This is a genomic window from Cyclobacterium sp. L-R (genome assembly GCF_056859355.1).
In genome coordinates, this window is the sequence record NZ_JBSXOH010000091.1 from 176,907 (window position 1) to 200,029 (window position 23,123).

Annotated in this window: 21 protein-coding genes; 16 read left to right on the plus strand and 5 right to left on the minus strand. The window is 37.0% G+C overall.

Annotated features, from left to right (window positions below):
- The first annotated feature begins 6 nt into the window (after positions 1-6).
- The 4 genes from AC13EX_RS19260 to AC13EX_RS19275 all read left to right on the plus strand — a co-directional run bounded on the left by AC13EX_RS19260 (position 7) and on the right by AC13EX_RS19275 (position 2,449).
- On the plus strand, positions 7-252 hold the full coding sequence (locus AC13EX_RS19260; protein ID WP_048642766.1) for a hypothetical protein: 246 nt from the start codon (positions 7-9) through the stop codon (positions 250-252).
- A 5-nt stretch (positions 253-257) separates the two neighbouring features.
- Entirely contained in the window at positions 258-569 is a 312-nt protein-coding gene (locus tag AC13EX_RS19265; protein WP_048642767.1) for a type II toxin-antitoxin system RelE/ParE family toxin, read from the plus strand.
- Positions 570-1,228: 659 nt separating this feature from the next.
- Positions 1,229-1,651 carry an energy transducer TonB gene (locus AC13EX_RS19270; RefSeq protein WP_014021349.1) on the plus strand — a complete coding sequence of 141 codons (423 nt, stop codon included), beginning with the start codon at positions 1,229-1,231 and terminating at the stop codon, positions 1,649-1,651.
- Between the two features lie 429 nt (positions 1,652-2,080).
- Positions 2,081-2,449: a hypothetical protein gene (locus AC13EX_RS19275; RefSeq protein WP_482893952.1), complete on the plus strand. Its 369-nt coding sequence runs from the start codon at positions 2,081-2,083 to the stop codon at positions 2,447-2,449.
- A 253-nt stretch (positions 2,450-2,702) separates the two neighbouring features.
- Here AC13EX_RS19275 and AC13EX_RS19280 read toward each other — a convergent pair whose 3' ends face one another.
- Together AC13EX_RS19280 and AC13EX_RS19285 are read right to left on the minus strand one after the other, a co-directional pair.
- Positions 2,703-3,875 (minus strand): PQQ-dependent sugar dehydrogenase, encoded by a 1,173-nt coding sequence (locus AC13EX_RS19280; RefSeq protein WP_482893953.1) that lies wholly within the window; start codon positions 3,873-3,875, stop codon positions 2,703-2,705.
- Positions 3,876-4,244: 369 nt separating this feature from the next.
- Positions 4,245-5,156 carry a class I SAM-dependent methyltransferase gene (locus tag AC13EX_RS19285; RefSeq protein ID WP_339712025.1) on the minus strand — a complete coding sequence of 304 codons (912 nt, stop codon included), beginning with the start codon at positions 5,154-5,156 and terminating at the stop codon, positions 4,245-4,247.
- 1,103 nt (positions 5,157-6,259) lie between these two features.
- On the opposite strand from AC13EX_RS19285, the gene AC13EX_RS19290 reads away from it, so the two are divergent.
- The 7 genes from AC13EX_RS19290 (at position 6,260) to AC13EX_RS19320 (ending at position 12,273) form a co-directional block, all read left to right on the plus strand.
- The gene (locus tag AC13EX_RS19290; protein ID WP_048644567.1) at positions 6,260-7,069 is read left to right on the plus strand and encodes a MotA/TolQ/ExbB proton channel family protein; all 810 of its coding nucleotides are present in this window, start codon (positions 6,260-6,262) and stop codon (positions 7,067-7,069) included.
- A gap of 59 nt (positions 7,070-7,128) precedes the next feature.
- The gene (locus AC13EX_RS19295) at positions 7,129-7,458 is read left to right on the plus strand and encodes a hypothetical protein (protein ID WP_048642775.1); all 330 of its coding nucleotides are present in this window, start codon (positions 7,129-7,131) and stop codon (positions 7,456-7,458) included.
- Between the two features lies 1 nt (position 7,459).
- The gene (locus AC13EX_RS19300) at positions 7,460-8,098 is read left to right on the plus strand and encodes an ExbD/TolR family protein (protein ID WP_048642776.1); all 639 of its coding nucleotides are present in this window, start codon (positions 7,460-7,462) and stop codon (positions 8,096-8,098) included.
- Between the two features lie 2 nt (positions 8,099-8,100).
- Complete coding sequence (locus AC13EX_RS19305) at positions 8,101-8,565, plus strand: ExbD/TolR family protein (protein ID WP_048642777.1); 465 nt, start codon at positions 8,101-8,103, stop codon at positions 8,563-8,565.
- A gap of 654 nt (positions 8,566-9,219) precedes the next feature.
- Positions 9,220-10,641 (plus strand): MBL fold metallo-hydrolase, encoded by a 1,422-nt coding sequence (locus tag AC13EX_RS19310; RefSeq protein WP_048642778.1) that lies wholly within the window; start codon positions 9,220-9,222, stop codon positions 10,639-10,641.
- 444 nt (positions 10,642-11,085) lie between these two features.
- Positions 11,086-11,667: a YeeE/YedE family protein gene (locus AC13EX_RS19315; protein ID WP_048642779.1), complete on the plus strand. Its 582-nt coding sequence runs from the start codon at positions 11,086-11,088 to the stop codon at positions 11,665-11,667.
- A 114-nt stretch (positions 11,668-11,781) separates the two neighbouring features.
- Positions 11,782-12,273 (plus strand): DUF6691 family protein, encoded by a 492-nt coding sequence (locus AC13EX_RS19320; RefSeq protein WP_048644568.1) that lies wholly within the window; start codon positions 11,782-11,784, stop codon positions 12,271-12,273.
- Between the two features lie 45 nt (positions 12,274-12,318).
- Here the strand turns inward: AC13EX_RS19320 and smc are convergent, their stop codons facing one another.
- Positions 12,319-15,879, minus strand: coding sequence for a chromosome segregation protein SMC (gene smc, locus AC13EX_RS19325; protein WP_482893954.1), 3,561 nt, complete (start codon positions 15,877-15,879; stop codon positions 12,319-12,321).
- 776 nt (positions 15,880-16,655) lie between these two features.
- Here smc and AC13EX_RS19330 point away from each other — a divergent pair.
- A complete protein-coding gene (locus AC13EX_RS19330) occupies positions 16,656-17,135 on the plus strand; it encodes a bactofilin family protein (RefSeq protein WP_048642781.1) in 480 nt (159 codons plus the stop codon).
- Here the strand turns inward: AC13EX_RS19330 and AC13EX_RS19335 are convergent.
- Positions 17,132-17,671, minus strand: coding sequence for a redoxin domain-containing protein (locus tag AC13EX_RS19335; protein ID WP_482893955.1), 540 nt, complete (start codon positions 17,669-17,671; stop codon positions 17,132-17,134). The genes AC13EX_RS19330 and AC13EX_RS19335 overlap by 4 nt on opposite strands.
- 292 nt (positions 17,672-17,963) lie before the next feature.
- Here AC13EX_RS19335 and AC13EX_RS19340 point away from each other — a divergent pair, with 292 nt between their 5' ends.
- The 4 genes from AC13EX_RS19340 (at position 17,964) to AC13EX_RS19355 (ending at position 21,867) form a co-directional block, all read left to right on the plus strand.
- A complete protein-coding gene (locus tag AC13EX_RS19340) occupies positions 17,964-18,464 on the plus strand; it encodes a hypothetical protein (RefSeq protein WP_048642783.1) in 501 nt (166 codons plus the stop codon).
- Between the two features lie 51 nt (positions 18,465-18,515).
- Positions 18,516-19,712 (plus strand): Nramp family divalent metal transporter, encoded by a 1,197-nt coding sequence (locus tag AC13EX_RS19345; RefSeq protein ID WP_339717621.1) that lies wholly within the window; start codon positions 18,516-18,518, stop codon positions 19,710-19,712.
- A 66-nt stretch (positions 19,713-19,778) separates the two neighbouring features.
- A complete protein-coding gene (locus tag AC13EX_RS19350) occupies positions 19,779-20,795 on the plus strand; it encodes an NAD-dependent epimerase/dehydratase family protein (RefSeq protein ID WP_048642785.1) in 1,017 nt (338 codons plus the stop codon).
- A 10-nt stretch (positions 20,796-20,805) separates the two neighbouring features.
- Positions 20,806-21,867 carry a dihydrodipicolinate synthase family protein gene (locus AC13EX_RS19355; protein WP_048642786.1) on the plus strand — a complete coding sequence of 354 codons (1,062 nt, stop codon included), beginning with the start codon at positions 20,806-20,808 and terminating at the stop codon, positions 21,865-21,867.
- Between the two features lie 4 nt (positions 21,868-21,871).
- On the opposite strand, the gene AC13EX_RS19360 is transcribed toward AC13EX_RS19355, so the two are convergent.
- On the minus strand, positions 21,872-23,098 hold the full coding sequence (locus tag AC13EX_RS19360; RefSeq protein WP_482893956.1) for an alpha/beta hydrolase family protein: 1,227 nt from the start codon (positions 23,096-23,098) through the stop codon (positions 21,872-21,874).
- Positions 23,099-23,123: the final 25 nt, after the last annotated feature.

Below are 23,123 nucleotides of genomic sequence, written 5' to 3' on the forward strand. Positions count from 1 at the left end.
TGAGAAATGGACATCAAAGCAGAAAAATTATACCTGATAGAACAGCTGGCAAGACTGGATGATATAAAGGTAATACAGCAGATCAAAGATATATTGAATTCCCAGAAAGAACCAATAGCCGGTTATAAACCGGACGGCGGCCCCATCACCAAGTCAGAATTGGTAGCCAGAGCAAGAGATTCAAATAAAGCCATCAAAGAAGGAAGGGTGATCAGTATTGAAGATCTGGAAAAGGAATCGGAAAACTGGTAAGTAGGATGAATGTTTTAATCACCGAGCCGGCCAAAGAATCATTGAAAGAAATTTGTAAACACTACAGAAGTTTGGAGTTCAATTCTTATGCTATAAAGGTAAGAAAAACGATACTTGGAAAAGCCAAGAGTTTATCGGACAACCCGGAAAGAGGGCAGAAAGAAGAAACATTAAAATCCCTCGATCAGGGCCATCGCTATTTACTGGTCGAATCCCACTTTAAAATCATTTACCTGATAGACGAAAAACGGGTCATAGTGACAGATATATTTGACACCCACCAGCATCCCAAAAATATGCTCAAAGGGAACCAGTAATGTCGAATTAATATACTGCGTAGGTACGGGAAGTTTGCTGCAGGATTTCATTCATTCGCATGGAAATCGGTGTTCCCCGGCTGGGTGTAGAATGCTCTACACCCTTTTATTCCTAACTTACTTTGAAGACGAAATCTGTTATATGCCATTTGCAATGGCATCGGATAGACCCCCTTTAGTAAACAAATGGACAAAAATTTGAATACTGCTTGACTAAAATTTTGAGAACCTATCCAAATTAACGACATCTTGTTCGGTTACTCGGGCAGCATTTATTTGTAATTCTATCAAGGATAAACTATTTTTAGTTATGGAGAGGCTTACCAAAAAAGAGATCAGGAAATCGAGCGTGACGAAATCGTCAAGTCAATGGATGGTTATGGTGACGAGATTCCACCCCAATAAACCAGGGCAAGTTCTGACCATTAAAAACAATTTTAAACAAATGAAATTATGCTGGATGAGAAGATTTGATAACCTTGGATCATTGGTAATTCCGTCCAATTCCAATTGCAAATTGGAAAGGATAGAAGGGTGTTTTGCCAACTACTACACTTAGTCTGGCTGTAAAAGTAATTAGTACTTCTTATTTTATTTGATTTCGAGAAATTTGATCCACCTTATTTAATAATTTTGGTAACAATACTATAAGCTATAATATGGATTTTAAAATAGTAATAATAATTACAATTTACCTGTTGGTAGTCGAGAAGTTATCAGGTCAAATAATAGACACTACCTCTGTAGTGTATAGCAATATTGATCATGTTTTTGATTCTGAGGGTATATATTTGACTGCTGATAAAATGCCGGAATTTAATGAGGGAAATGAGGAGGTATATTCATTTGTTCAAGAAAATATGGGCCGTACCTATTTAAATAGGGAGGAAAAAAGCAGGTCATTTATAAGTTTTATTATTGATAAAAATGGGTGTGTGAAAGATGTTCAGGTTGTTAAAGGAAAAGATGAAAGGTTAAATAGATCAATTGTCAGAGTGGTGGAAAGAATGCCCAGTTGGAAACCTGGTGAAATAGCTGGCGAAAAAGTTGAAGTAAGACTTACTTTTCCTTTTAAGTATTGAACCAAGGATTAGAAATGAGGTCATGTAAATCCCCGGCTGTTTGTAGAATCCTCAACACCCTTTTATTCCTAACTTACTTTGAAGTCGAAACCTTTTATATGCCATTTGCAATGGCTTCTGAAAGTCCTCCTTATCCAAGTAAACAAATATGGACAAAATTTTGAAACCCCATCCAAATCAACGACACTTTATTCAGTTACCTCCATTAAGCGTAGTTTCAAACTACCCCCAGTCCAAATCTATAATTTGGATGTATTAATAAGATGGAAAACACTTCTGTTTTTGCGTCAGATTGTTAATTTAATTCTACACACTGAGGCCAAACTTTAAACGTTAGCTCATCTGAATTAATTTATAACCGGACCTGTCTTTAGGGTAAGTATGGCATGATTATTTCTACACAGAAAGTATCACTAAACGACTATTAAAATGAAATTTATAACCAAGGCAGTAGGTGCAGCTCTAGTAGGGTTCGCTGTGAAAAAAGTAATTGATTCCATAGAAAATGGCACCGCTCAAAAGTCAGTTTTAGATCGCTTCGGTAGACCTTTGCGAGATGCTCATATTGGCTTTAACAATACCGCATTCAAACTCGGGATAATCTCTGGAAGAAAAAAAGCAGAATGGAATAAGAATGTAGTGGAGAGGTACAATGCTGTCAGAGCAGTTCCTAACTCAAATCCAATACCCGCAAATGGTGCTGGTAACCAAAGCGATATTTCTGCCCCTCATGTACAGGGGGAGGTTCACTCTAAACCTAAAGCTTCTCAAACGAGAATACCACCAAAGAATATTTAAATTATTAAGTCTTATCCCTCCGTTACTGGTCAAAGTTTAGCGAAGCATAACTTTGACCTAAAATGATGAAAGTTTTCAACTTTCTTAACCAAAGCTCAGGTAATATAACGGATAATAAACCCTATCCGTACTTTAGTCCTGTAATAAATTACCTACAATACCCATGCACCATCAAAACCCGGTGCCTACAAGGAAACTCTATAAATAAAAGATGCCCGACAATTTTGCCGGGCATCTTTTTGTTTGTCTTTTTTTACTCTAATCCAAACTTATAAATTTTGTCATCAAAACCACAGATATAGATTTCTTGGTTCTGGTCTACTCCGAAGGAGGAAATAGGAAAATCGGCTTTGAACAATTCAGTGTTTACAGGGTTTTCAGGATCACTGAAATCCAGGCTCCAAATTCTTCCAGAAACGTAATCTGCATAGATATAGAGTCCCTGCAGTTGTTCTATGGCTTCTCCATGGTATACAAATCCGCCGGTAATGGAAATGTCTCCTTCATCACGATCATATTCCCAAATTGGCAATTCAAGGTTTTCCTGATCACATTCATCGGCTTTGAAGCAATGAAAGCCTTCCATTGTATTCCAACCGTAATTTCCACCGTTTTTGACGATGTCAATTTCTTCATAACTGTTTTGCCCTACATCTGCTACCCACAATTGATCAGTGGCAGTGTCAAAGCTAAATCTCCAAGGATTTCGCAATCCATATGCATAAATCTCTTCCCTGAATCCTTCCGCGTTATCAACAAATGGATTGTCTTCTGGGATAGCATAATTTTTTGATCCATCCTGTTGGTCAACATCTATTCTTAAAATATTTCCCAATAAAGTAGTCCGGTCTTGACCATTTCCATGTGGATCACCACCTTTTCCGCCGTCACCAACTCCTATATATAAGAAGCCGTCAGGACCAAATGAAATTTGACCACCATTGTGGTTGCCATAAGGCTGATCATATTCCAACAATACCAATTCGCTGGATGGATCTGCCTCATTTGGGTTCGTGGAGGAAAGGTTAAATCGAGAAATTACAGAACGATCGGGACTAGAAGCGGTGTAGTTAACATAGAAATAACCATTGCTCTCAAAATTTGGATGAAAAGCCAGGCCTAGTAAACCTTCCTCATTGTCGGAATCTTCCACTCGATCCTCAATGGTTAAAAAAGCTGCTTTGGCTGTAGTTTTTTCCTTATTCTCAAAAACGGAGATTACACCGCGCTGTTCTACTACGAAAAGCTTATTAGATTTGTCTCCAGCATGCTGAAAATCAACCGGTCTGGTAAAGGACAATTCTGGAAATGCTTCAACTATAGTTAAAGCACCTTCTGGCTCAGCGGTTTTTTCTTGTGGTTCCGTTGTACAAGCCGTGCTAATAAGCAAGGCCACGACTAGAAAAATGTTAAGTAGTTTTTTCATAATTATTTAATAGTTGTGATGGTTTAAGTAAGCGTTAATCCTTTTCAGAATGGAAATGAATGAAAAGTTGTACCCTAAATATCAATAGAATACAATAATCAATTCCAGCATAAAGAAATTAATTTAAGGTTTTTTCTTAATAATGTGGGATTGCAGTTGTGTACAATTTCATGTTTTTAACAATGATGTACCTTTTTAGTTCCTTTTATATAGGTCATTGGTTAGGTTTTTTGAAGAAAAGCATTGTTCTATACCAGCACAGTTATTTTATTAAAATTTTTAAGACAGAATTTTAATACCTGCTAAAATCACTTTATTCGTTGCAGGTTTCGATCCAACCCTGAATGCTCCAATCAACTTGTTTCTATTTCAGGCTTTTTTCTTTCTAAAATAAAAACAGGCTTGGTCGCCAATTTTCTCCTTATTGTATTGAAGGGCTTTTTTTCTAAATGCAGCCAGTTCATCTTTGCTAAACTCTTCTTCGATGTTTGAACCCATCAAGGGCTTTCCTTTCTTATACAATGCTGTTCCCCAAAATTGGCTGTCCATGCTGTCAAAGGTGATGTTAAAGAGCTCTAAGCCAAACTTTTCTCCCAAAATCTGCATGGATTTTGTGTTTGGAATAAATAAATGTCGAGGAGCATCTAACTGAAACCAGTATTCTTTTTCCTCTTTCCAGACCTGTCCGTCGGTGACGGGGACTCTAATCAACACCTCTCCACCAGGATTTAAAATATTTGCCAGGTTTTCGAAAACCGCAACAGGTTTGGGTAAATGTTCGAAGGAATGATGGAACATTACAAGATCATACCTCTCCTTAATGTCAAAAAAATCCTTTTTGTGAATTGAGAACCTTTTTGAATTGTAAGCATTTTCCACAAAAGGATCGTAGCCGTCAAGGTTCCGAAATCCGCAATAGGACAGTTCCGCCAAAAGTTGCCCATTGCCACAGCCAATATCAGCTATTTTACTGTCTTTGGTTAATTTAAGAGGTGAAAGCCAATCAAAATAAACGGGTGGACTAATAGATATTCCGAATGTAAACGCTTTATAACGTAGTTTTTTCATTAGCCCTAGCAAGGGGCTACTTGTATTATGCGTACCGAAAGAATAATAATTGTCAGGATAGTATTTGCTAAGATCAGCTGGGATATTCTTTAAAGATAGCGCTTTACAGGAATTACATTCCTCATAGATAAATGCATCACCGGTTCCAAACATTCGTTCTTTGGCTTCAATTAAAGAGAAATCTGTGGCTTGGCAAATTTGGCATGATTTCATAGAATGTATAGATTCAATATAAAGGGTCATTTTTGAAGAGTTAACAAAAGTAGGATAAATTAAAACGACTACAAAGAGACTGAGTAAGGCGAAGTTGAAGAGGGATTGCCTTAGAATAGAGCCAAGCCCAAAAGGTGCTTGCGGCTTCCCAATCGAAACGGCAGCCTCGTGAAAATCTCACTTCATAGATTGAATTTCAAAGTGAATTCAGCTAAGCTGTAAGGTTAATGTGGATTTCTCTACCCCATACCGTCACCTTTTTGGCGATATGGATTCAGTGGCATTTTTCTAAATATGGGAGGAGTTTGAGTAGGTAGAAGCTTTTCTATTACATATTAAAGGATAAAAAAAGGATGCTAATTATAAGTTTTAAACATTTCAAATAGGACTATCGAGAAGAATGCAGCGCAAATATTTTCAATTTTTCGGCTTTATAAAGGGAAGAATTCAATTGAAATGAATTAGAAATTTTCCTCGGTGATGATTTTCGAACCTCATAAATGATTTTGAGAACCGGTAACGTACATGAATTATTTCGAATGACTTTGAGTAAATGCAGGTAGGAAAATGGATAAAAATTTACTTTTCTAGATGTTTTTTTGGAATCCTTCAAACTTTAATTGTTTCGAATAAGATAGTAATCCTAAGAGGACAATAAGTGGATTTATCGCTTAATGAGCATCTGAATCTCATTGTTTTTTTAAGAAATAGGAGGAATAAAAGCAGGTCAAATTCATGTTGATTATTGTATCAAATGGTTGATTAATAATTAGATGAATGACGTTTTGATAGCATAGGTTTTCAAATTTTCCCCCTTATTACTAAATATTTAAGAGATTAAATGCCTCTTTAAAACGTATTTTAGCTATTTTTGAGAATGTTTAGGGTTTTAAATATTTTTTTTGCTTATATTGTAAAATAGAGAACAAGGCGAATTTCAAGGGATTAGCCTGTGCCAAATGAATGTGCCAAGATGATTTGCAACAAATTCTGTGAAATTATAATGGAATCATTTGCAATTTGAGCCGAAAAAATTATAACTTTAAAATTCAATTTAAAATTAGAAACCGTTCAACCTTTAAATGTCTATTAAAAACTACACTATGAGAAAGTTAATCGCTTTGTTCATGCTTTTCGGAATTTTATTTGCTCCGATGATCACAAAAGCACAAGAAGAAACAGAATCAGAAGCTGAAGCTACTGAAGAGGCCGCACCGGTTCAAGCCGCACCGGCCCCAACTCCAGTTATGACTGATGACGACATCGTTGCCGAAGAGCAATCTTTTCATCAAGTTATAAAAGACAAGTTTATTGAGGGAGATCCTACTTACATGACACCAGTATTGTTATGTTTGATTTTAGGCTTGGCAGTGGCTTTGGAAAGAATCATTACCCTTAATCTTTCTACTACTAACACCAAAAAATTATTGGCTAAAGTAGAAAGTGCTTTGGAAGAAGGCGGAATTGAAGCCGCAAAAGATGTAACAAAAGGAACTAGAGGTCCTGTAGCATCTATCTTCACCCAAGGATTGATGAGGTACTCTGAAGGCATTGAAATGGTAGAAAAATCCATCATTGCTTACGGATCTGTAGAAATGGGACGTTTAGAGAAAGGTCTTGTTTGGATCTCTTTATTTATCTCTCTTGCACCAATGCTTGGTTTCATGGGTACTGTAATTGGTATGATTGGAGCCTTTGATTCCATTGAGGCAGCAGGTGATATTTCTCCGTCTCTAGTAGCCGGTGGTATTAAAATTGCCCTTTTGACCACAGTTGCTGGTTTGATTGTTGCGATTATCCTACAGTTGTTTTACAACTATTGTGTGGCTAAAATCGACTCTATCGTTAATGACATGGAAGATGCATCCATCAGCTTAGTAGACATTTTGGTTAAGCATAAATTGACCAGATAATCTGGTCAATTTAATGTTTTTCTATAAAATGATTTATTCACTTATATATTTAAGATAAAATGGATACTACTGATATATTCTTATATGCAGGGTACTTGATGATCGTCATCGGAGCTATATTAGCTATACTTATGCCATTGATCAATTCTTTGGGAGATCCAAAGAGCCTTTTGAAAACACTCATAGGAGTGGTTGTAATAGGCGTTTTATTTGGCATAGCTTATTCTAGCGCTAGCGGTGACGTGGCTGCAAAATATATGGCTGATCCTTTTAACATAACTCCGCAAGGAGCTAAAATGGTCGGTGGTGTATTACTTACAGTATATGCCCTGTTTTTACTTGCAATTGTTGGGATTGTAATTACTGAAATTAATAAATTAATTAAATAGTATGGCTAGCAAGAGAGGTAGAATGGCTCAGGAGGTAAATGCAGGATCGATGGCAGACATCGCCTTCTTGCTTCTTATCTTCTTTCTCGTGACCACAACCATTGCTTCGGATAAAGGGATTATGAATATACTTCCTCCAAAGCAAGATCCTAATCAGCCGCCACCAGAGGTGGAATTGAATGAAAGGAATATTTTTAATATTCTTATCAATGCAAATGATGATCTGTTGATCGAAGGGGAGTTTAGAAACGATACCAAGGGCCTATCTAATGAAATTAAGTCATTTATCTTGAATTTCGGAAACCCTGATGAAGAGGCTATCGCTTTGTTCAATAGTTTGCCACCTTCTTTAAAAGGTATGGCAGATCAAAGCCCTGAGTCTTCAGATCACCCGATGTCTGGTGGTGCGGTAATCTCTATTAAAACCAATAGAGGTACTAGTTACGAGACATATCTAGAGGTTCTGGATTTAGTGAAACAGGCTTACTTCGAAATTTATGGAGAAAGAGTAGGGCTTTCAGGGGAAGAATACAGAACCCTGTCAGGTCAGACTCCTGCCGAAAAGGAGCTTATAGACCGTGGAAAAGAAAATATTCCAATGGCCATCTCCATTGCTGAACCTGATAAAACCGGAAGCTAATTATGTCAAAGTTTAAAAAGAAAACCAAGGCGGAAACCAATATTCCAACTTCGGCATTACCCGATATTATCTTTATGCTATTGTTTTTCTTTATGGTTACTACCGTATTGAGAGAGCAAACCATATTGGTGGAGCAAAAAATCCCTCAGGCTACGCAGTTACAGAAGATTCAAAAGAAAACTTTGATATCTTACTTGTACATTGGAAAGCCAAAAAACACTTCGTTGTATGGTTCTGAACCTAGGTTACAGGCCAATGATGCTTTGATTAACACTTCTGATCTTGTTCTTTGGGTAAACCAACAAAAAGATGCACTTTCAGAAGCTGAAAGAGATCAAATTTGGATTTCTCTCAAAGCAGATAGAGATGTGAAAATGGGACCAATTAGTGATATTCAATTTGAACTTAGAGAAGCAGACGCTAGGAAACTGATGTATGCATCCGTAGGTAAGGTTGAAAATAACTAACTGTAAAGATTTATAAATGTATTGAAAAGCTGTTTCTTAGGAGACAGCTTTTTTTTCTGCCATTTTTTAATAAGTAGCTTGGATTTATAAAGCACTTAATTCTATTTTTTATCATTTGATTCTCTTTCCGTGAAAATCAATGATTTGTCGTTACCTGATTGAATCCGAAATAGACATTCTATTACGTGCTGAAATCGCTTCAAAAATAGCCACTTCGTTGCCGTTTTCAATTTCACCATATTGATGCTTTGCTAAAATCTCCAAACAGCTGGATTTTCTTGCGATTGCAATGCTTTCCGTAAATACGGGACAGGTTTTACACCTGACTATCGTCATGGCGTTGAGAAATCCTATTACATAATCCGAGTTTAAATAAGATTTCAGCAGTCCATTAAACATCTCTTTATTATCTTATACTTATCTAGATAGTTAGTTTACTCTCCCATGAAGGGAAGGCCGATATTGAAAAGAGGTAGCTTTCTTGATTAGATTGAAAAATTGCTTCTTTTACCAAAGGATTACTCTCCTTTGAACGGTTTAACCTATACTTTTTGTTTTGAAGACAGCATAGCAGGACTTGTGTGACTAATGTCATATTGAAGCTTAAATTTTGCTTGTAGTTTTATGCTATCATTTAATGAACTGAAATCTACTATGAAAATAGAACAAATTTATACCGGTTGTTTAGCTCAAGGAGCATATTATTTAGAATCTAATGGTGAGGCAGCAATAATTGACCCACTAAGAGAAGTCCAACCATATATTGATAAAGCAAATGGCAATGGAGCAAAAATAAAATATATTTTTGAAACCCATTTTCACGCTGACTTTGTTTCTGGACATATTGATCTTGCAAAGAAAACTGGCGCCTCTATTGTGTATGGGCCTACTGATATGGAATTGGGCTTTAACGCCACAATTGCTAAGGATCAGCAAGAATTTGTCCTTGGTAATAGCAAAATTCGTGTGATTCATACCCCAGGTCATACCATGGAAAGTTCTGTTTTTCTATTAATTAATGAGGAAGGCAAGTCTGAGGCATTATTTACTGGAGATACATTATTTATTGGTGATGTGGGAAGACCTGACCTTGCCCAAAAGGTAGTGGCAGACCTAACCCAAGAAAAGCTCGCAGGTTACTTGTATGACTCTTTAAGGGAGAAAATCATGCCTTTGCCAGATGACTTGATCATCTATCCTGCACATGGTGCTGGTAGTGCCTGTGGTAAAAACATGAGTAAGGAAACCCATGATACCTTGGGTAACCAGAAGAAAACCAATTATGCCTTACAGGAAATGACTAAGGAATCCTTTGTCTCCCAGGTATTGGATGGTCTTACTCCTCCTCCTGCCTATTTCCCTCAAAATGTGATGTTGAATATTAAAGGGTATGACAGTATTGATGAGGTATTGGAAAGAGGACAAAAAGCACTTTCACCAGTTGATTTTGAATACCTAGCCAATAGGACTGGAGCTATAATATTGGATACACGTGCTCCTGAAGTATTTGCCAAAGGTTTTATCCCTAATTCAATTAATATAGGAATAGATGGAAGCTTTGCTGTGTGGGTAGGGAGCTTGGTGCCCGATGTCAAGCAAGAGTTGTTAATTGTTACTGATAAAGATAGAGAAGAAGAGGTCATCACTCGATTGGCCAGGGTAGGGTATGATCATGCTTTAGGCTTTTTAAAAGGAGGAATTTCAGCTTGGGAAGCCGCCGGAAAGGAAATCGATAATATTCCGTCCATAGATGTTGATGAGCTTAAAAAACAATCTATAAGCCATCCTGAAAATATTATTTTGGATGTGCGAAAAGCAAGTGAGCATTTTAGCGAGCATGTAATAGGTTCGATCAATGCACCCCTTGACTATGTCAATGAAAGTATGAAAGTCATTGATAAAGACAAAACCTATATGGTTCATTGTGCGGGAGGTTATCGTTCCATGGTGTTTTGTTCTGTACTTAGAGCAAGAGGCTATGACAATTTAATTAATATAAAAGGTGGCTTTGATGCCATTAAATCATCTGAAAAGTTTTCTGTTAGTGATTACGCTTGCCCTACAACCATGTTGTAATAAGTGCAAGGGGTAATTGTCACTTGGGCATAGTGCATAAGGGTCTAAAATATGACAGCTAAACCCTATTGCATCATCCGGGTTAATTAGAAACAGGTGTGTTATAATAAAGTTATTTATCACCTATTTAAAATTCCTATTGGATCAATTTAACTGGGAAGCTTTTGTCTGCCATGAAGGTGGTGGTAAAGGTCTTCCCAGGTTAATTGAAAGGTAAGTTTCTTTTAATTATTCTAATATGGAAAGTAGTTGAGTTTTAAACTTATTTAGACGAATTCCTGTTGTTGCGTTGATCTTTCGGATTTAAATTACCCAAAACTTCCTGATTTTATTTCTCAGTTCGTTCACTGCTCGTCTCTACTTCTGGTAGACGATTAAAATTGAATGCATGGTAAAATTATAGATCAATGGTATATGTATTTTAAACAAAATAATAAGTAAATAATGAATGAATTCTTGGATTGGCTCAGTCAACCCTGGCCTTGGTATATTGCCGGACCTATGATCGGTCTTACAGTGCCCATACTCTTAATAATAGGAAACAGATCCTTTGGTATATCATCTTCACTAAGGCATATTTGCGCAGTTTGTGTGCCATCAAAAATCCCATTCTTTCAATACAATTGGAAAGAGGAAGCATGGAACTTAATGTTTGTAGCAGGAGTGTTCCTTGGAGGAGTAATAGCGGCACTATTCCTATCAAACCCAGAGAGCATAGTGATTGCGGAGAGTACTCAGAGAGATTTGAAGGCTTTGGGGTTGACAAATTTCAATAACTTATTACCAGCAGAAATATTCAGTTGGGACAATGTTTTCACTTTGAAAGGCTTGTTTTTCTTTGTCATAGGTGGTTTTATGGTTGGTTTTGGAACCAGGTATGCAGGTGGTTGTACCTCCGGACATGCTATTATGGGGATTAGTAATCTCCAATGGCCTTCAGTAGTAGCTACGATGTTTTTTATGATTGGAGGATTGGTAATGACGCATTTGTTTTTACCCTTTGTCATGAGCTTTATAGGCTTTTGATCTAATCTGGGAAAGTAATAGGTCCTAATTTAGAGGCAGAACCAATTCCATATGGATTGGCTGTACCTATTATTCAATTCGGTTATAATCAACACTTCAAAAAATCTTATTAGCATGAAATTAAAAGAATATGACAACTTAGCAGTTGAAGAAAATAAAGTTTCAACTCCCAAAGGTAAACAAGGTGAAACTGGTTTGGCATTGCTTAAATACCTTATTGTTGGAGTTGTGTTTGGAATTATTTTTGTCAAGGCAGAAATAATTTCCTGGTTTAGAATTCAGGAGATGTTCAGGTTTCAGTCCTTTTTTATGTATGGGGTAATTGGTTCTGCAATTCTTGTGGGAATGATTTCGATTCAATTAATAAAAAGATTCTCCATTAAAACAGTTAATGGGGAGGCTATTAAAATAGCAGATAAAAAATTCAATAAGGGTCAGATATATGGTGGCTTTATCTTTGGATTAGGCTGGGCTATCACGGGGGCATGTCCTGGACCGTTATTTGCCCAAATTGGGACTGGATTCACTGTAGTGGCCGTCACCTTTTTGAGCGCTGTAGCCGGTACTTGGGTATATGGTAGGTTTGCACATGTATTGCCTAAGTAATTAGACAATCATTGATATAATATAGAATGAAAGAGGGGGTGCTTGTTATTCAGATGAGGCCTCCTCATCAATTAATTCTCTTAAGTCTACAGGAACTACCCTTGATACTCCAGTTTCTATCATGGTTATACCGTAAATAATATCAGTGCTGGCCATTGTTCTCTTATTATGTGTAACAATGATGAATTGAGATTCATTGGAGAATTTTTGAATGATCTGGTTGAATTTATCAATATTGGCATCATCCAAAGGAGCATCTACTTCGTCGAAAATACAAAATGGTGCTGGTTTCAAAAGATAAATAGAGAACAACAAAGAGGTAGCGGTAAGGGTTTTTTCACCACCCGAAAGTTGATTGATAGACAAGGGGCGTTTCCCCTTGGGTTTGGCTATAATTTCAATGGTACTCTCTAAAGGCATGTCTGGATCTGTCAACTTCAGGTCGCAGTCATCTTCCTCAGTAAACAGTGAACGGAAAACTTTGACAAAATTTGTTTTAATCTTGTCAAAAGCATCTATGAAAGTGTCTTTTGCTACCTGATCGATTTCTTTGATTGTAGACATTAATGACTCCTTGGCTTTGATAAGATCCTCTTTTTGAGAGGTGATAAAGGTATGACGTTCTTTGATCTCGTCATAAGCTTCCATCGCCATTGGGTTTATAGGGCCTATTTTTTCTAATTTTGATTTCGCTTTTTGAACTTCTTCTCTGAGAGTCTCTTCTGTTTTTGATGCATGCTCTTCCTCCAACTCCGGATTTTCCTCCATGATTTGATCCAAGTCCAGCTCAAATTCAACACTTAACCTTTCTTTGATAGCATTGAGTCTTAGATTGATTTCATTTGCGGTTTGTCTTAAATCCATTAAGAGATTGTCCGAATGCTCCTTTTTCTTTTGGATTTCTCTAATCGTTTTCTCTAGCTCGTCAATTTCTCCTCTGGATGAATAATAATCTTTTTCAGCTTCGTTAACTCCAGCTTCTATGCGGTCCTTTTCTCCATAAAGCTCTATAAGTTCATCATCTTTAACCTCGTTATTATCGATAAGGGACTTTATCTCTTGCTCCGTATGAGCCATTTCACCCTGGGCTTTTTCGATCCGTTCTTTGCTGCTTTCATAGGTGCTTTGTTTAAAACTAATTTCCTGAACAATACTTTGCAGCTTGTTTAATTGTTGGTGGTAGAGGATGTTTTCTTCATTGTATTGGGAAGAACGGTAGGACAGCTCCTCAGCAGCTTCCTGCAAGTCTGCATTTATGTTGTTTATTTCTTCTTCTAGTTGCTCAAAGGCTTCTTTTTCTTCCTTTAAAAGAGGGCCTAGATTTTCCAGTTCTTCTGTAAGACTGAAAATCTTTTCTTCAATATCCTCCTTTTTATTAGCGTTTGAGCTTAGCATTTCTGCCAATTGTTCTTTCTTCGTTTTGATCGAAACGAAGTCTTGATTCAATTCATTGACTATGGCTTGTTTCTCTTCTATTGTTTGTTTGAAATTTATAGATTTCAGCTTGGAGAGCTCAGCATTTTTTTTGTCCAGGTTCGCTCTGGTCTCACTTATCTTCTTTTGTAGGACTTTAATTTCTTTTTCTAATTTTTCAAGGTTTTTTGCCCTACCTATTCTTTTACCTTCAAATAGACCTACGGAACCTCCGGAAATGGTGAATTTTCGATCGATAAATTTTCCGCTTTCAGTAATAAAGATGCCTTCCTGGGTTTTAGGGACTTGATGAATGTCTCCAGAAAATATGTAAACATCGTCTAATAAATAGGCCACCAAAGGAGCATATTTAGAATCATATTCTATTATCTCAGTTGCTGCTACAGCATCCGGGAACAGCTTATTTTGGCTAGGTCTGAATTTTTCAAATCTTTCCAGGACAAAGAAATGTGCTTTGCCTTTACCAGAATCGCTCAAAAGTTTTACTGCTGCAATGGCCTCTGAATCATTGTCAACTACATAATAATTCATGTAGTTTTCTAGAAAATTCTCTATAGTAACTCTATATTTCTCATCTGTGGTGATAATGTCTGAAAGCAAGGGCATATTTTTTCCCCATTGGCTGTTTTTTTTCAGGAACTTAATGGCCTCAGGAAAGCCTTCTAGGTTATCTACAAGTGATTTGGTGAGTTGAAATTCATTGCTTTTAGCATCCAGCTTGCGGTTTATTTGGGTTAATTCATCCCTTATCAACTCTTGCATTCTGCTGGTTTCTTCCTGCTTGGCCAGGTGAGCAGCTTCCTCGCTTTTTAGTTTTTCAAAGGCTGTGTTTTCACTATCTAGTTGGTCTTTAATTAATTGGAGTTTTTCCTGAAATCCTGCCAAATTTTCAATTTGGCTATTGTCATCGGTGGCTGTTTTTTCTAATTCCTGCTTTATAGTCGTTAGTTGAATTTGCTTAATTTCTTGACTTTTAGACAATTGATAAAGTTCATCACGCTTGCGTGAGAAGGTGCTTTGCATCACTTTTTGCTTTTCCAAGGAAACATTGTGCAATGCTTTCTTTTCCTCGTAGATGTCCTTTAATTCCTGGACAGAAATTTCTTTTTCATTAGTGAGCTTCTCGGATATGCGCTGCTCCTGTTCCAAGGATTTTATACTGAACCCCGCCCTCTCATTGCTCCTTTTATCTTGTTCAATTTGTTCCCGCAACTGTTGCGACTTGTCTTGAAGAAAGCGAAGCCTTTCATTTTTTATCTTTTTGTCGCTTTCAAACTGCCGAATCTTATGGACATGATCATTTAAGGTTTTTTGCCTACTTCCCAGTAGCTTTTCCTTATTGATCATGTCTGTTTTAAGGTTTTCAAGTAAAGCTTCCTTGCTTGCGATGGCAGCATTGAGTTGAACCTTTTGGTCATTCTCCGATTCTAGCTTCTTATTTAAATTGATCAGGTTATCTCTATGGTCATAAACTCCCTTTTTAGCCAAAGCTATGCTTGCCGATTTGTAATCCTTTTTTATTTCAAAATAACGGGTTGCTTGTCGGGCCTGTTTCTCTAATGATTTTAAATTTTTTTCTATTTCAAACAATAAATCTTCCACCCTGTCCAAATCCGCATCAGTATCTCCTAGTTTCTTGAGCGTTTCTTTTTTCCGGGTCTTAAATTTTGAAATACCCGCAGCTTCTTCGAATAATTCTCTCCTTGAATTGTTCTTGTCATTTAGTAATTCATCGATCATTTTCAATTCTATGATAGCATAGCTATTAGAATTAATCCCCGTATCCATGAATAGATTGGTGATGTCCTTTAGTCGACAAGTTATCCCATTTAATAAATACTCGCTTTCTCCTGATCGGTAGTAACGCCTGGTGATGGTAACATGCGTATATTCTGTTGGGAGTAGGTTTTTGGTGTTTTCAAAAGTCAGAGAAACCTCAGCCATATTGAGCGGCTTTCTGTTTTTTGTGCCGTTAAAGATAACACTCTCCATCTTATCTGAGCGAAGCATTCGGGTCTTTTGTTCCCCTAGAACCCACCTTATGGCATCTACCACATTGGATTTTCCACATCCATTCGGACCCACTATTCCAGTGATGCCTTTATCAAAATGGATCATTACTTTGTCACCAAAACTTTTAAAACCTCTAATTTCTAATTTGGAGAGTTGCATGTAGTAGATTTAAACCTAAACAAATTTAACCTAAACCATTCAATTTTCAAACGAGCGAAAATTTGAGTTTTCAATAGTGTATATTTTTACTTGAGAACTTTTGACAGTAATCAATTATGTTTTAGCCTTTTTAAGCATATAGCTCAGATAGCATCACTTTCAGATTACCACCTGAAAGTGATGCTTTTCTGTTATAGAACATCTATTGTTTATTTCGTAAGCCTTTGTTGCTTAGGTTTAACCCGAAATATGCAATAGACATTCTATTACGTGCTGAAATCGCTTTAAAATCAGCCACTTCGTTGCTGTTTGGGGATTTCACCATAGCGGCGCTATGCTAAAATCTGCAAACAGTGTGATTGTCTTGCGATTGCAACACTTCCCGTAAACACGGGACAGGCTTCACCCCTCACTATTGTCAGGACGGAGAAATCCTATAACATAATTCGAGTTTAAAGCCAATAACTGGTTTAAAGTCAGTCCTAACGGTTTATAATTTTGAATGGTTTGTTTTAAAAAATCAGATAATTTCTCCATTTTAATTTATTTAAAATAAAATCTAAATTAAAATGAGATGGACCACTAATTAAATTATTAAATGAAAAAGGCTATTTAATGAATAAGAAAGAAAAAAAACAATAGTGTTAATAGAAAAATTGCTAAAATTGACTTTTTTGGTATTTTTAATTATTAATCACCTCAATGGGAGAATTGTATTCTTAAAGCAAGTTTTGTTTCTTTGCTTTTTCCGTTTACTAGTATAAATAAGATTTCAAATGTGGTCACCAAAAAACACTGCTAAATTAATCGTAAATCCATCGGATAATGTTTCCTTTTTTTCTCATGGCTTTAGGGTAGTTGGTAATGTGATTACAGAAAATGACATAAGGATAGAAGGCGTTATTCAAGGAGATATAAGTACAACCAAAAAAGTTATTATAGGAGAGTCAGGACAGGTAATTGGGGATATAAAAGGAGAAGAAGTCGTAATTTTAGGAGAGGTTGTAGGTAAAGTAGTAGGATTTAAAACCATTATTGTTGGCAATAAAGGGCTCCTTCATGGGAGTGCTGTGACAGACAATTTGCATGTGGAATTCGGCGCAGATGTGGATGGTAGTATTGTGAAATTAAATCCATTACCTAAAGGTTTAACATATGAATTACCAGCTGAAACCAAAAACAACCCTAATCCGGTAAACAGAAATACCGAACCGCATCCAAAAGGATTGGTTTCTACCATAGTTGCTATCAATTAATTTTTTAAAGCAAGATTTGGGTTGTTGAAACTTTGATTTGTTAAGACCATTTTAGAGGCAAACTCCACGATATTTTCAAGCCCTTTTTCTTTTAAAACATCTCCATTTAGGATAGACTGGGCATTCCCTGCCTTGTCTATAAAATATATAGGGCTATCAATCAATATTTTTTTTGATAGGATTTCTTCTAGAGTTTTTTTGGCTTCATTTTGAGGTTGATAGAATATGGGAAAAACCAAATAATCTTCTAGTTGAGAATTGAGCCAGTTAATTGAAAACAAATGTTCTTCAAAGGAGTTTTTGCTAAAACCAATCAAGTGATAGTTTAATTCTTTTAATTGCTTTAGTGCCAATTCAAATCTTTCCTTTTCCTTCTTGGTTTTTGGGATTAACTCAGAAGGATTGGTGTAAATTATAATTCTTTTATTTTGAATTAAAGACTTCAAGTGAACATTTCCAAAGCGTGTTTTTACCAATATGTTTGGAAATGCTATGTTTTTCTCAAATAAGTAGGGAACTATTGGATTGGTTTTCATGGTAGGGTCAGGTTTTTATGAATACTATTAGCCTTCTTTAAACATATTATTAATTTAAGTAAAATAAATTTAATTATTAATAGAAAAATTAAAATTTTATCAGTAATTGATTTAAATCATGTTTTAAAACAATTTAGCTCAGGATTTTTCTCTTCCTCCTTAAGAAAATGGCAAAAACCTTTTTAAGTAATTTTAAAAAAACCATTAAACCTTAATTTTTGATACCCATCAAAAAAATTCTCTCATACCGGATAATTTTTGTAAATTTATTTTTAAATCACCCAAGAGGTATATGGACGGCAGCACAATATTTTATATCATAGCAGTAATTGTCTATTTTATTTACTCTTCTTTCACCAAAAAGAAAGAAGAAGAAGCGCGGGGTGAAATGGAAGAACCCGAAAACATGCCAAAGCAGGGGCCCTCTTTTGAGGAGTTGTTGCGTGAGATACGAAAAGACCAAAACCCGGATATAGTTGAAGAAGTCGAAGAGGAATGGGTTGAGGAAACCCGGCATAGAAAATATAAAGAAATAGAGGAGCAGGAAGTTTTTGCTGAAGAAAAAAGACCTGTTGAAAAAGAATTTAAAAGCGCTTACCGTGATGTTCGACAACCCTTTGTTAAACTAGACGATCAGGTAGTAATAGAGGATGGTAAAAAAATCCTCGGAGAAGTTGTCGATGTAGCAGGAGAATACAAAACAGGGAACAGGTATTCCAAACTATTAAAAAATCCAGAATCAGTAAAAGACGCCGTCATTTTGACTGAAATCTTCAATAGGAAACATTTTTAGATTATTCAGGCACTTATTAATATACAATTTTACTTCGCAGAAAATATAAATATGATCCAACGTTGGTTTAAATCTTTGGGCCCGGGACTAATTACAGCCGCTTTGGTTTTTGGTCCAGGTAGCCTTACAATTACTTCCAAATTGGGAGCCGTTTATGGCTACCACTTACTTTGGGTAATTATAATCGCTGCACTTTTGATGCTGACCTTTACTGGGATGGGAGCGAGGATAGGTTTGGCTTCAGAGCATTCTCTTATTACTTTATTTAGAAATAAATGGGGTAAATCAGCCGCTTTGTTAGCTGGAATTAGTGTGTTTTTCGTGACCGCTGCTTTTCAGGCAGGTAATACTGTAGGAGCTGGCTTGGCTTTGTCCGAATCTCTAGGCCAGACCAATAGTTTATGGATTGTAATCATCTCATTAATGGCCATCTCTCTGCTTTTTTTTAAATCTTTCTATAAGATTTTAGAAAAAGTGATGATGCTAATGGTAGGCATTATGTTGATTTCTTTCCTATTCACCCTAATTCTTGCTCCACCTGCATGGGATGAGGTTCTGTCTGGGTTGAGCCCAAATATTCCGGAAGGGTCCTTTATCTTGGTAATTGCCTTGGTAGCATCCAGTTTTTCTATTGCAGGCGCTTTCTACCAATCCTATTTGGTGCAGGAAAAAGGATGGAAGAAAGAGGAGTCTAACGATGCCTTAAGAGAAAGCTATACAGGAATAGTAGTATTGGGTTTAATTTCTTCCATGATAATGATCAGTGCCGCTACCATCTTGTACCCTAAAGGAGTAACAGTTACTTCAGCAGGTGATATAGGTATGGCATTAGAACCCGTTTATGGTAAATTTTCTTTTATGGTTTTTATGGTGGGGCTTTTTGGAGCTTCATTTTCCTCCCTATTAGGGAATGCAAGTATCGGTGGTACCTTGCTTTCAGATTCCATGTCATTGGGTAGGAATCTTAATAGTACTCCAGTTAAAATATTGATTTCCCTAATTATTATAATTGGTGCTTCTATTGCGCTAATTTTTGGGAGACTACCTTTGGAATTGATAGTGTTTGCACAAGGCATTACCATATTTGCAGTGCCATTTATAGGATTAGGCCTGTTCTTAATTGGTAACGATACCACTATAATGGGTGGCTTAAAAAACAATACTTTCACCAATGTGGTTGGGATTATTGGTTTAATAGTGCTATTCACCTTGGCATTTAGTAATGCTTATTCCTTGTTTTACGCATAATATGTTTTTATCCTGAATGAATGAAAGGGATGATTTAATAAACCACTAAAATTTACTATTGAATCAATGAAATCTATAGAAGAGTTAGAAGAAATACTAAGTAAGCCTACAGGCAATCTGGTTGAGGATATAAAAAAAATTAAAGGCGATATCCTGATTTTAGGTGTGGCTGGTAAAATGGGACCAAGCCTAGCCAAGCTTGCAAGCAGAGCATTAAAAGATGCAGGCAAGAAAAGTAAGGTCATTGGTGTTTCCCGTTTTTCTGATCCAAGTTTGAGAACAGATCTAGAAAGCCATGGGGTAACTTGCATAGCTGCAGATTTATTGGATGATGAGGCTTTACAAGCCTTACCAGATGCAGAGAATGTCATTTATATGGCAGGCAAAAAATTTGGTACAACAGGGCAGGAGCATTCCACCTGGGCCATGAATGCCTATTTACCTGGAAGGGTAGCTACTAAGTACAAGAACTCAAAAATTGTGGTGTTTTCAAGTGGTAATATTTATCCATTTGTGCATTATGCATCAGGTGGAGCTTTAGAAGAAACCCCACCTGAGCCAATTGGAGAGTATGCTCAATCTTGCCTCGGAAGAGAGCGAGTTTTTGAATATTTTAGTCATCAATACAATATTCCAATGTTGATGTATAGGTTAAATTATGCTATAGACATGCGTTATGGTAACCTATTGGAAATTGGCAAGATGGTCAATACCGAAAAACCTATTAATTTAAGGAGTGGCCATATGAATGTAATTTGGCAAGGAGATGCAAATGAAATTGCTATTCGATCTTTGCTACATACTACTAGTCCCCCGAAAATTCTTAATGTAACCGGACCTGAAACAATCAGCATTAAACAGGTGGCTGAAAAGTTCGGCAAATTATTGGATAAACATCCAGTGTTCATCAATGAACCTGAGCCCAAAGTTTTGCTTAACAATGCCTCGCTGTGTCATCAGCTTTTCGGATACCCAAGCGTTTCCTTACTTACCATGATTGAGATGACTGCTCAATGGATTCAACAAGATGGAAAGACTTTGAATAAACCCACACATTTCCAAGAAAGAGAAGGAAAATTTTAATTATAAAATAATGAGTGAATTAAACCCCGCTATCAAGCAATTGTTACATGATGGTACAGTGATACCTGCCCATCCACTGGCTTTAAATGAAGAAAGAAAACTTGATGAGAAGTACCAACGGGCGCTTTCGCGCTATTATATTGCCTCAGGTGCAGGTGGCATAGCTGTGGGTGTCCACAGTACCCAATTTGAGATCAGGGAAGAGAAATACGGACTTTTTGAGCCGGTATTAAGGATGGCCATGGAAGAGGTCAAGGCTGCTGCGATAGATAGACCATTCGCAATGGTAGCAGGAATTGTAGGAGATACAGAGCAGGCAGTAGCAGAAGCTACTTTAGCTAAGGAGTTGGGATATGATTTGGGCTTGTTAAGTGCCGGAGGATTGGGTGACTGGTCCGAAAAAGACCTAATTAAAAGGGCAGAAAAAGTGGCAGAGGTTATTCCAATTTTCGGATTTTACCTTCAACCTTCTGCTGGTGGAAGGTTGTTAAGTTATGACTTCTGGAAAGATTTTGCCGACATACCTAATGTTCAGGCCATAAAAATGGCTCCGTTTAACAGGTACCAGTCTCTAGATGTGGTAAGGGCAGTTTGTTCCTCTAGTCGACATGAGGAAATAGCCTTGTATACAGGTAATGATGACAATATAGTGGCAGACTTGCTTACTCCATTTACTTTTGTGGTCGATGGCAAAAAGGTCACCAAAAAGGTTGTTGGAGGATTGCTAGGCCATTGGGCAGTGTGGACTACCAAAGCAGTAGCTCTAATGGAGAGAATAAAGGAATGTAGAGACAATGATTCCAGAGGAATACAAGAATTACTCGAATTAGGCGTTCAAATCACAGATTCCAATGCAGTGATATTCGATCCGAAACATCAATTTAAAGGCTGTATTCCAGGAATTCACGAAGTGCTAAGACGTCAAGGCTTGCTTAAAGGAACTTGGTGTTTAAACCCTAATGAGGTACTGTCACCAGGCCAATCTGAAGAAATTGACCGAGTATACAATGCTTATCCATGGTTGAATGACGATGAGTTTGTAGCAAACAATCTTGAGAAATTCCTTTCTTGATACCTTATTGTGCCAAGAAATATTCAAAAAAGTTGTAAATAATCTCGTTGGATTCCGGATTTGGAGAATGGTCAGGTCGATTACTCATGCCCACTCTGTCCTTGTAGCCATAGAATGAATTTGCCTTTAGGCTATAGTTCAAAGGAATCCAACGATTCTCCCCGTCCTCTTCACCACCAGAAACCAAAAAAGGACGGGGAGCCATTAACACATGAAGTTCATGAAGGTCTTTCCCTTCCTTTATTAGCTGAGGATACAATCCTCTGGCTGGATTATCTTTAGTTGGAACACCTCGTTCTCGTCTTGGTCTTGGGTGATACCCCAGATAATAAGGCTCCCAATAATTAATATTTGGCCTAACTTGATCGAATACGATTCCAGGGTCTGACCAAGCAGCAGCAGCAAAATTCTCAAACAGACAAGATGCAAACATAGCCCATTTGCCTCCATAACTATGTCCCATAATGCCTATTTTGTCTTTATTGACTTCCTTCATATCAGCCAATACATGCCAGGCATTGGCAGCAGCATAAGCCATTAAAGAGAGTGGTTGAACTGTGGAATGATCGATGTCTGGATAGTATAAAGAATAAGTCTTTGCATTGGAGGTTTCTGTTGTGCCGATAGAGAGCGTGACGAACCCTCTTTTGACCAATTGTAAAGCAAAGTCTCTATCTGGTTTTCCTTCTCCTATAGCCGTTTCAGGTTCGTAATACACAGTAACCACCGCAGGACGGTTATTGGCTTCATAGGGCAGTAAGAGATAGCCCTCGGTCATTTGGCCAGGTATCCACTCAAATCGAATTCTTTTTTTGATATAATCAGGTTTGTTGACTGTTTCCAGTATCTCGAAATTAGTTTTTACAATTAAATCCGGCCATTCGCCCATAAGCTTATGCCAGGAATCCAGTATTTCTTTTCTCCTTATTTTCCAGTCATCTAAAGTGGTCACCCGGCTTTTGTCATTGAAGATAAAGGGGTCCTTAAAATTCCCTTTTTTTCCTTCGTATTTAGCAGGGACAGTGAAATAAGGTGCAAGGTCATTCCATTCAACCATTATTTTATAAGGATCTTGAATGATCTCCCCTTCAATTTCCTTGTTTAGGTTCTTTCCATTTGTTGTTTGATTGATCTCCAATAAGGGTGAATCATTGGTGACTTCTGTATATAGTGTTGAAACAGTGGCAACTAATGATGTAAACAAGAGGAAGGATATAAATTTGATTGGCATTTTCTGAATGGTCTATGTTTATTTA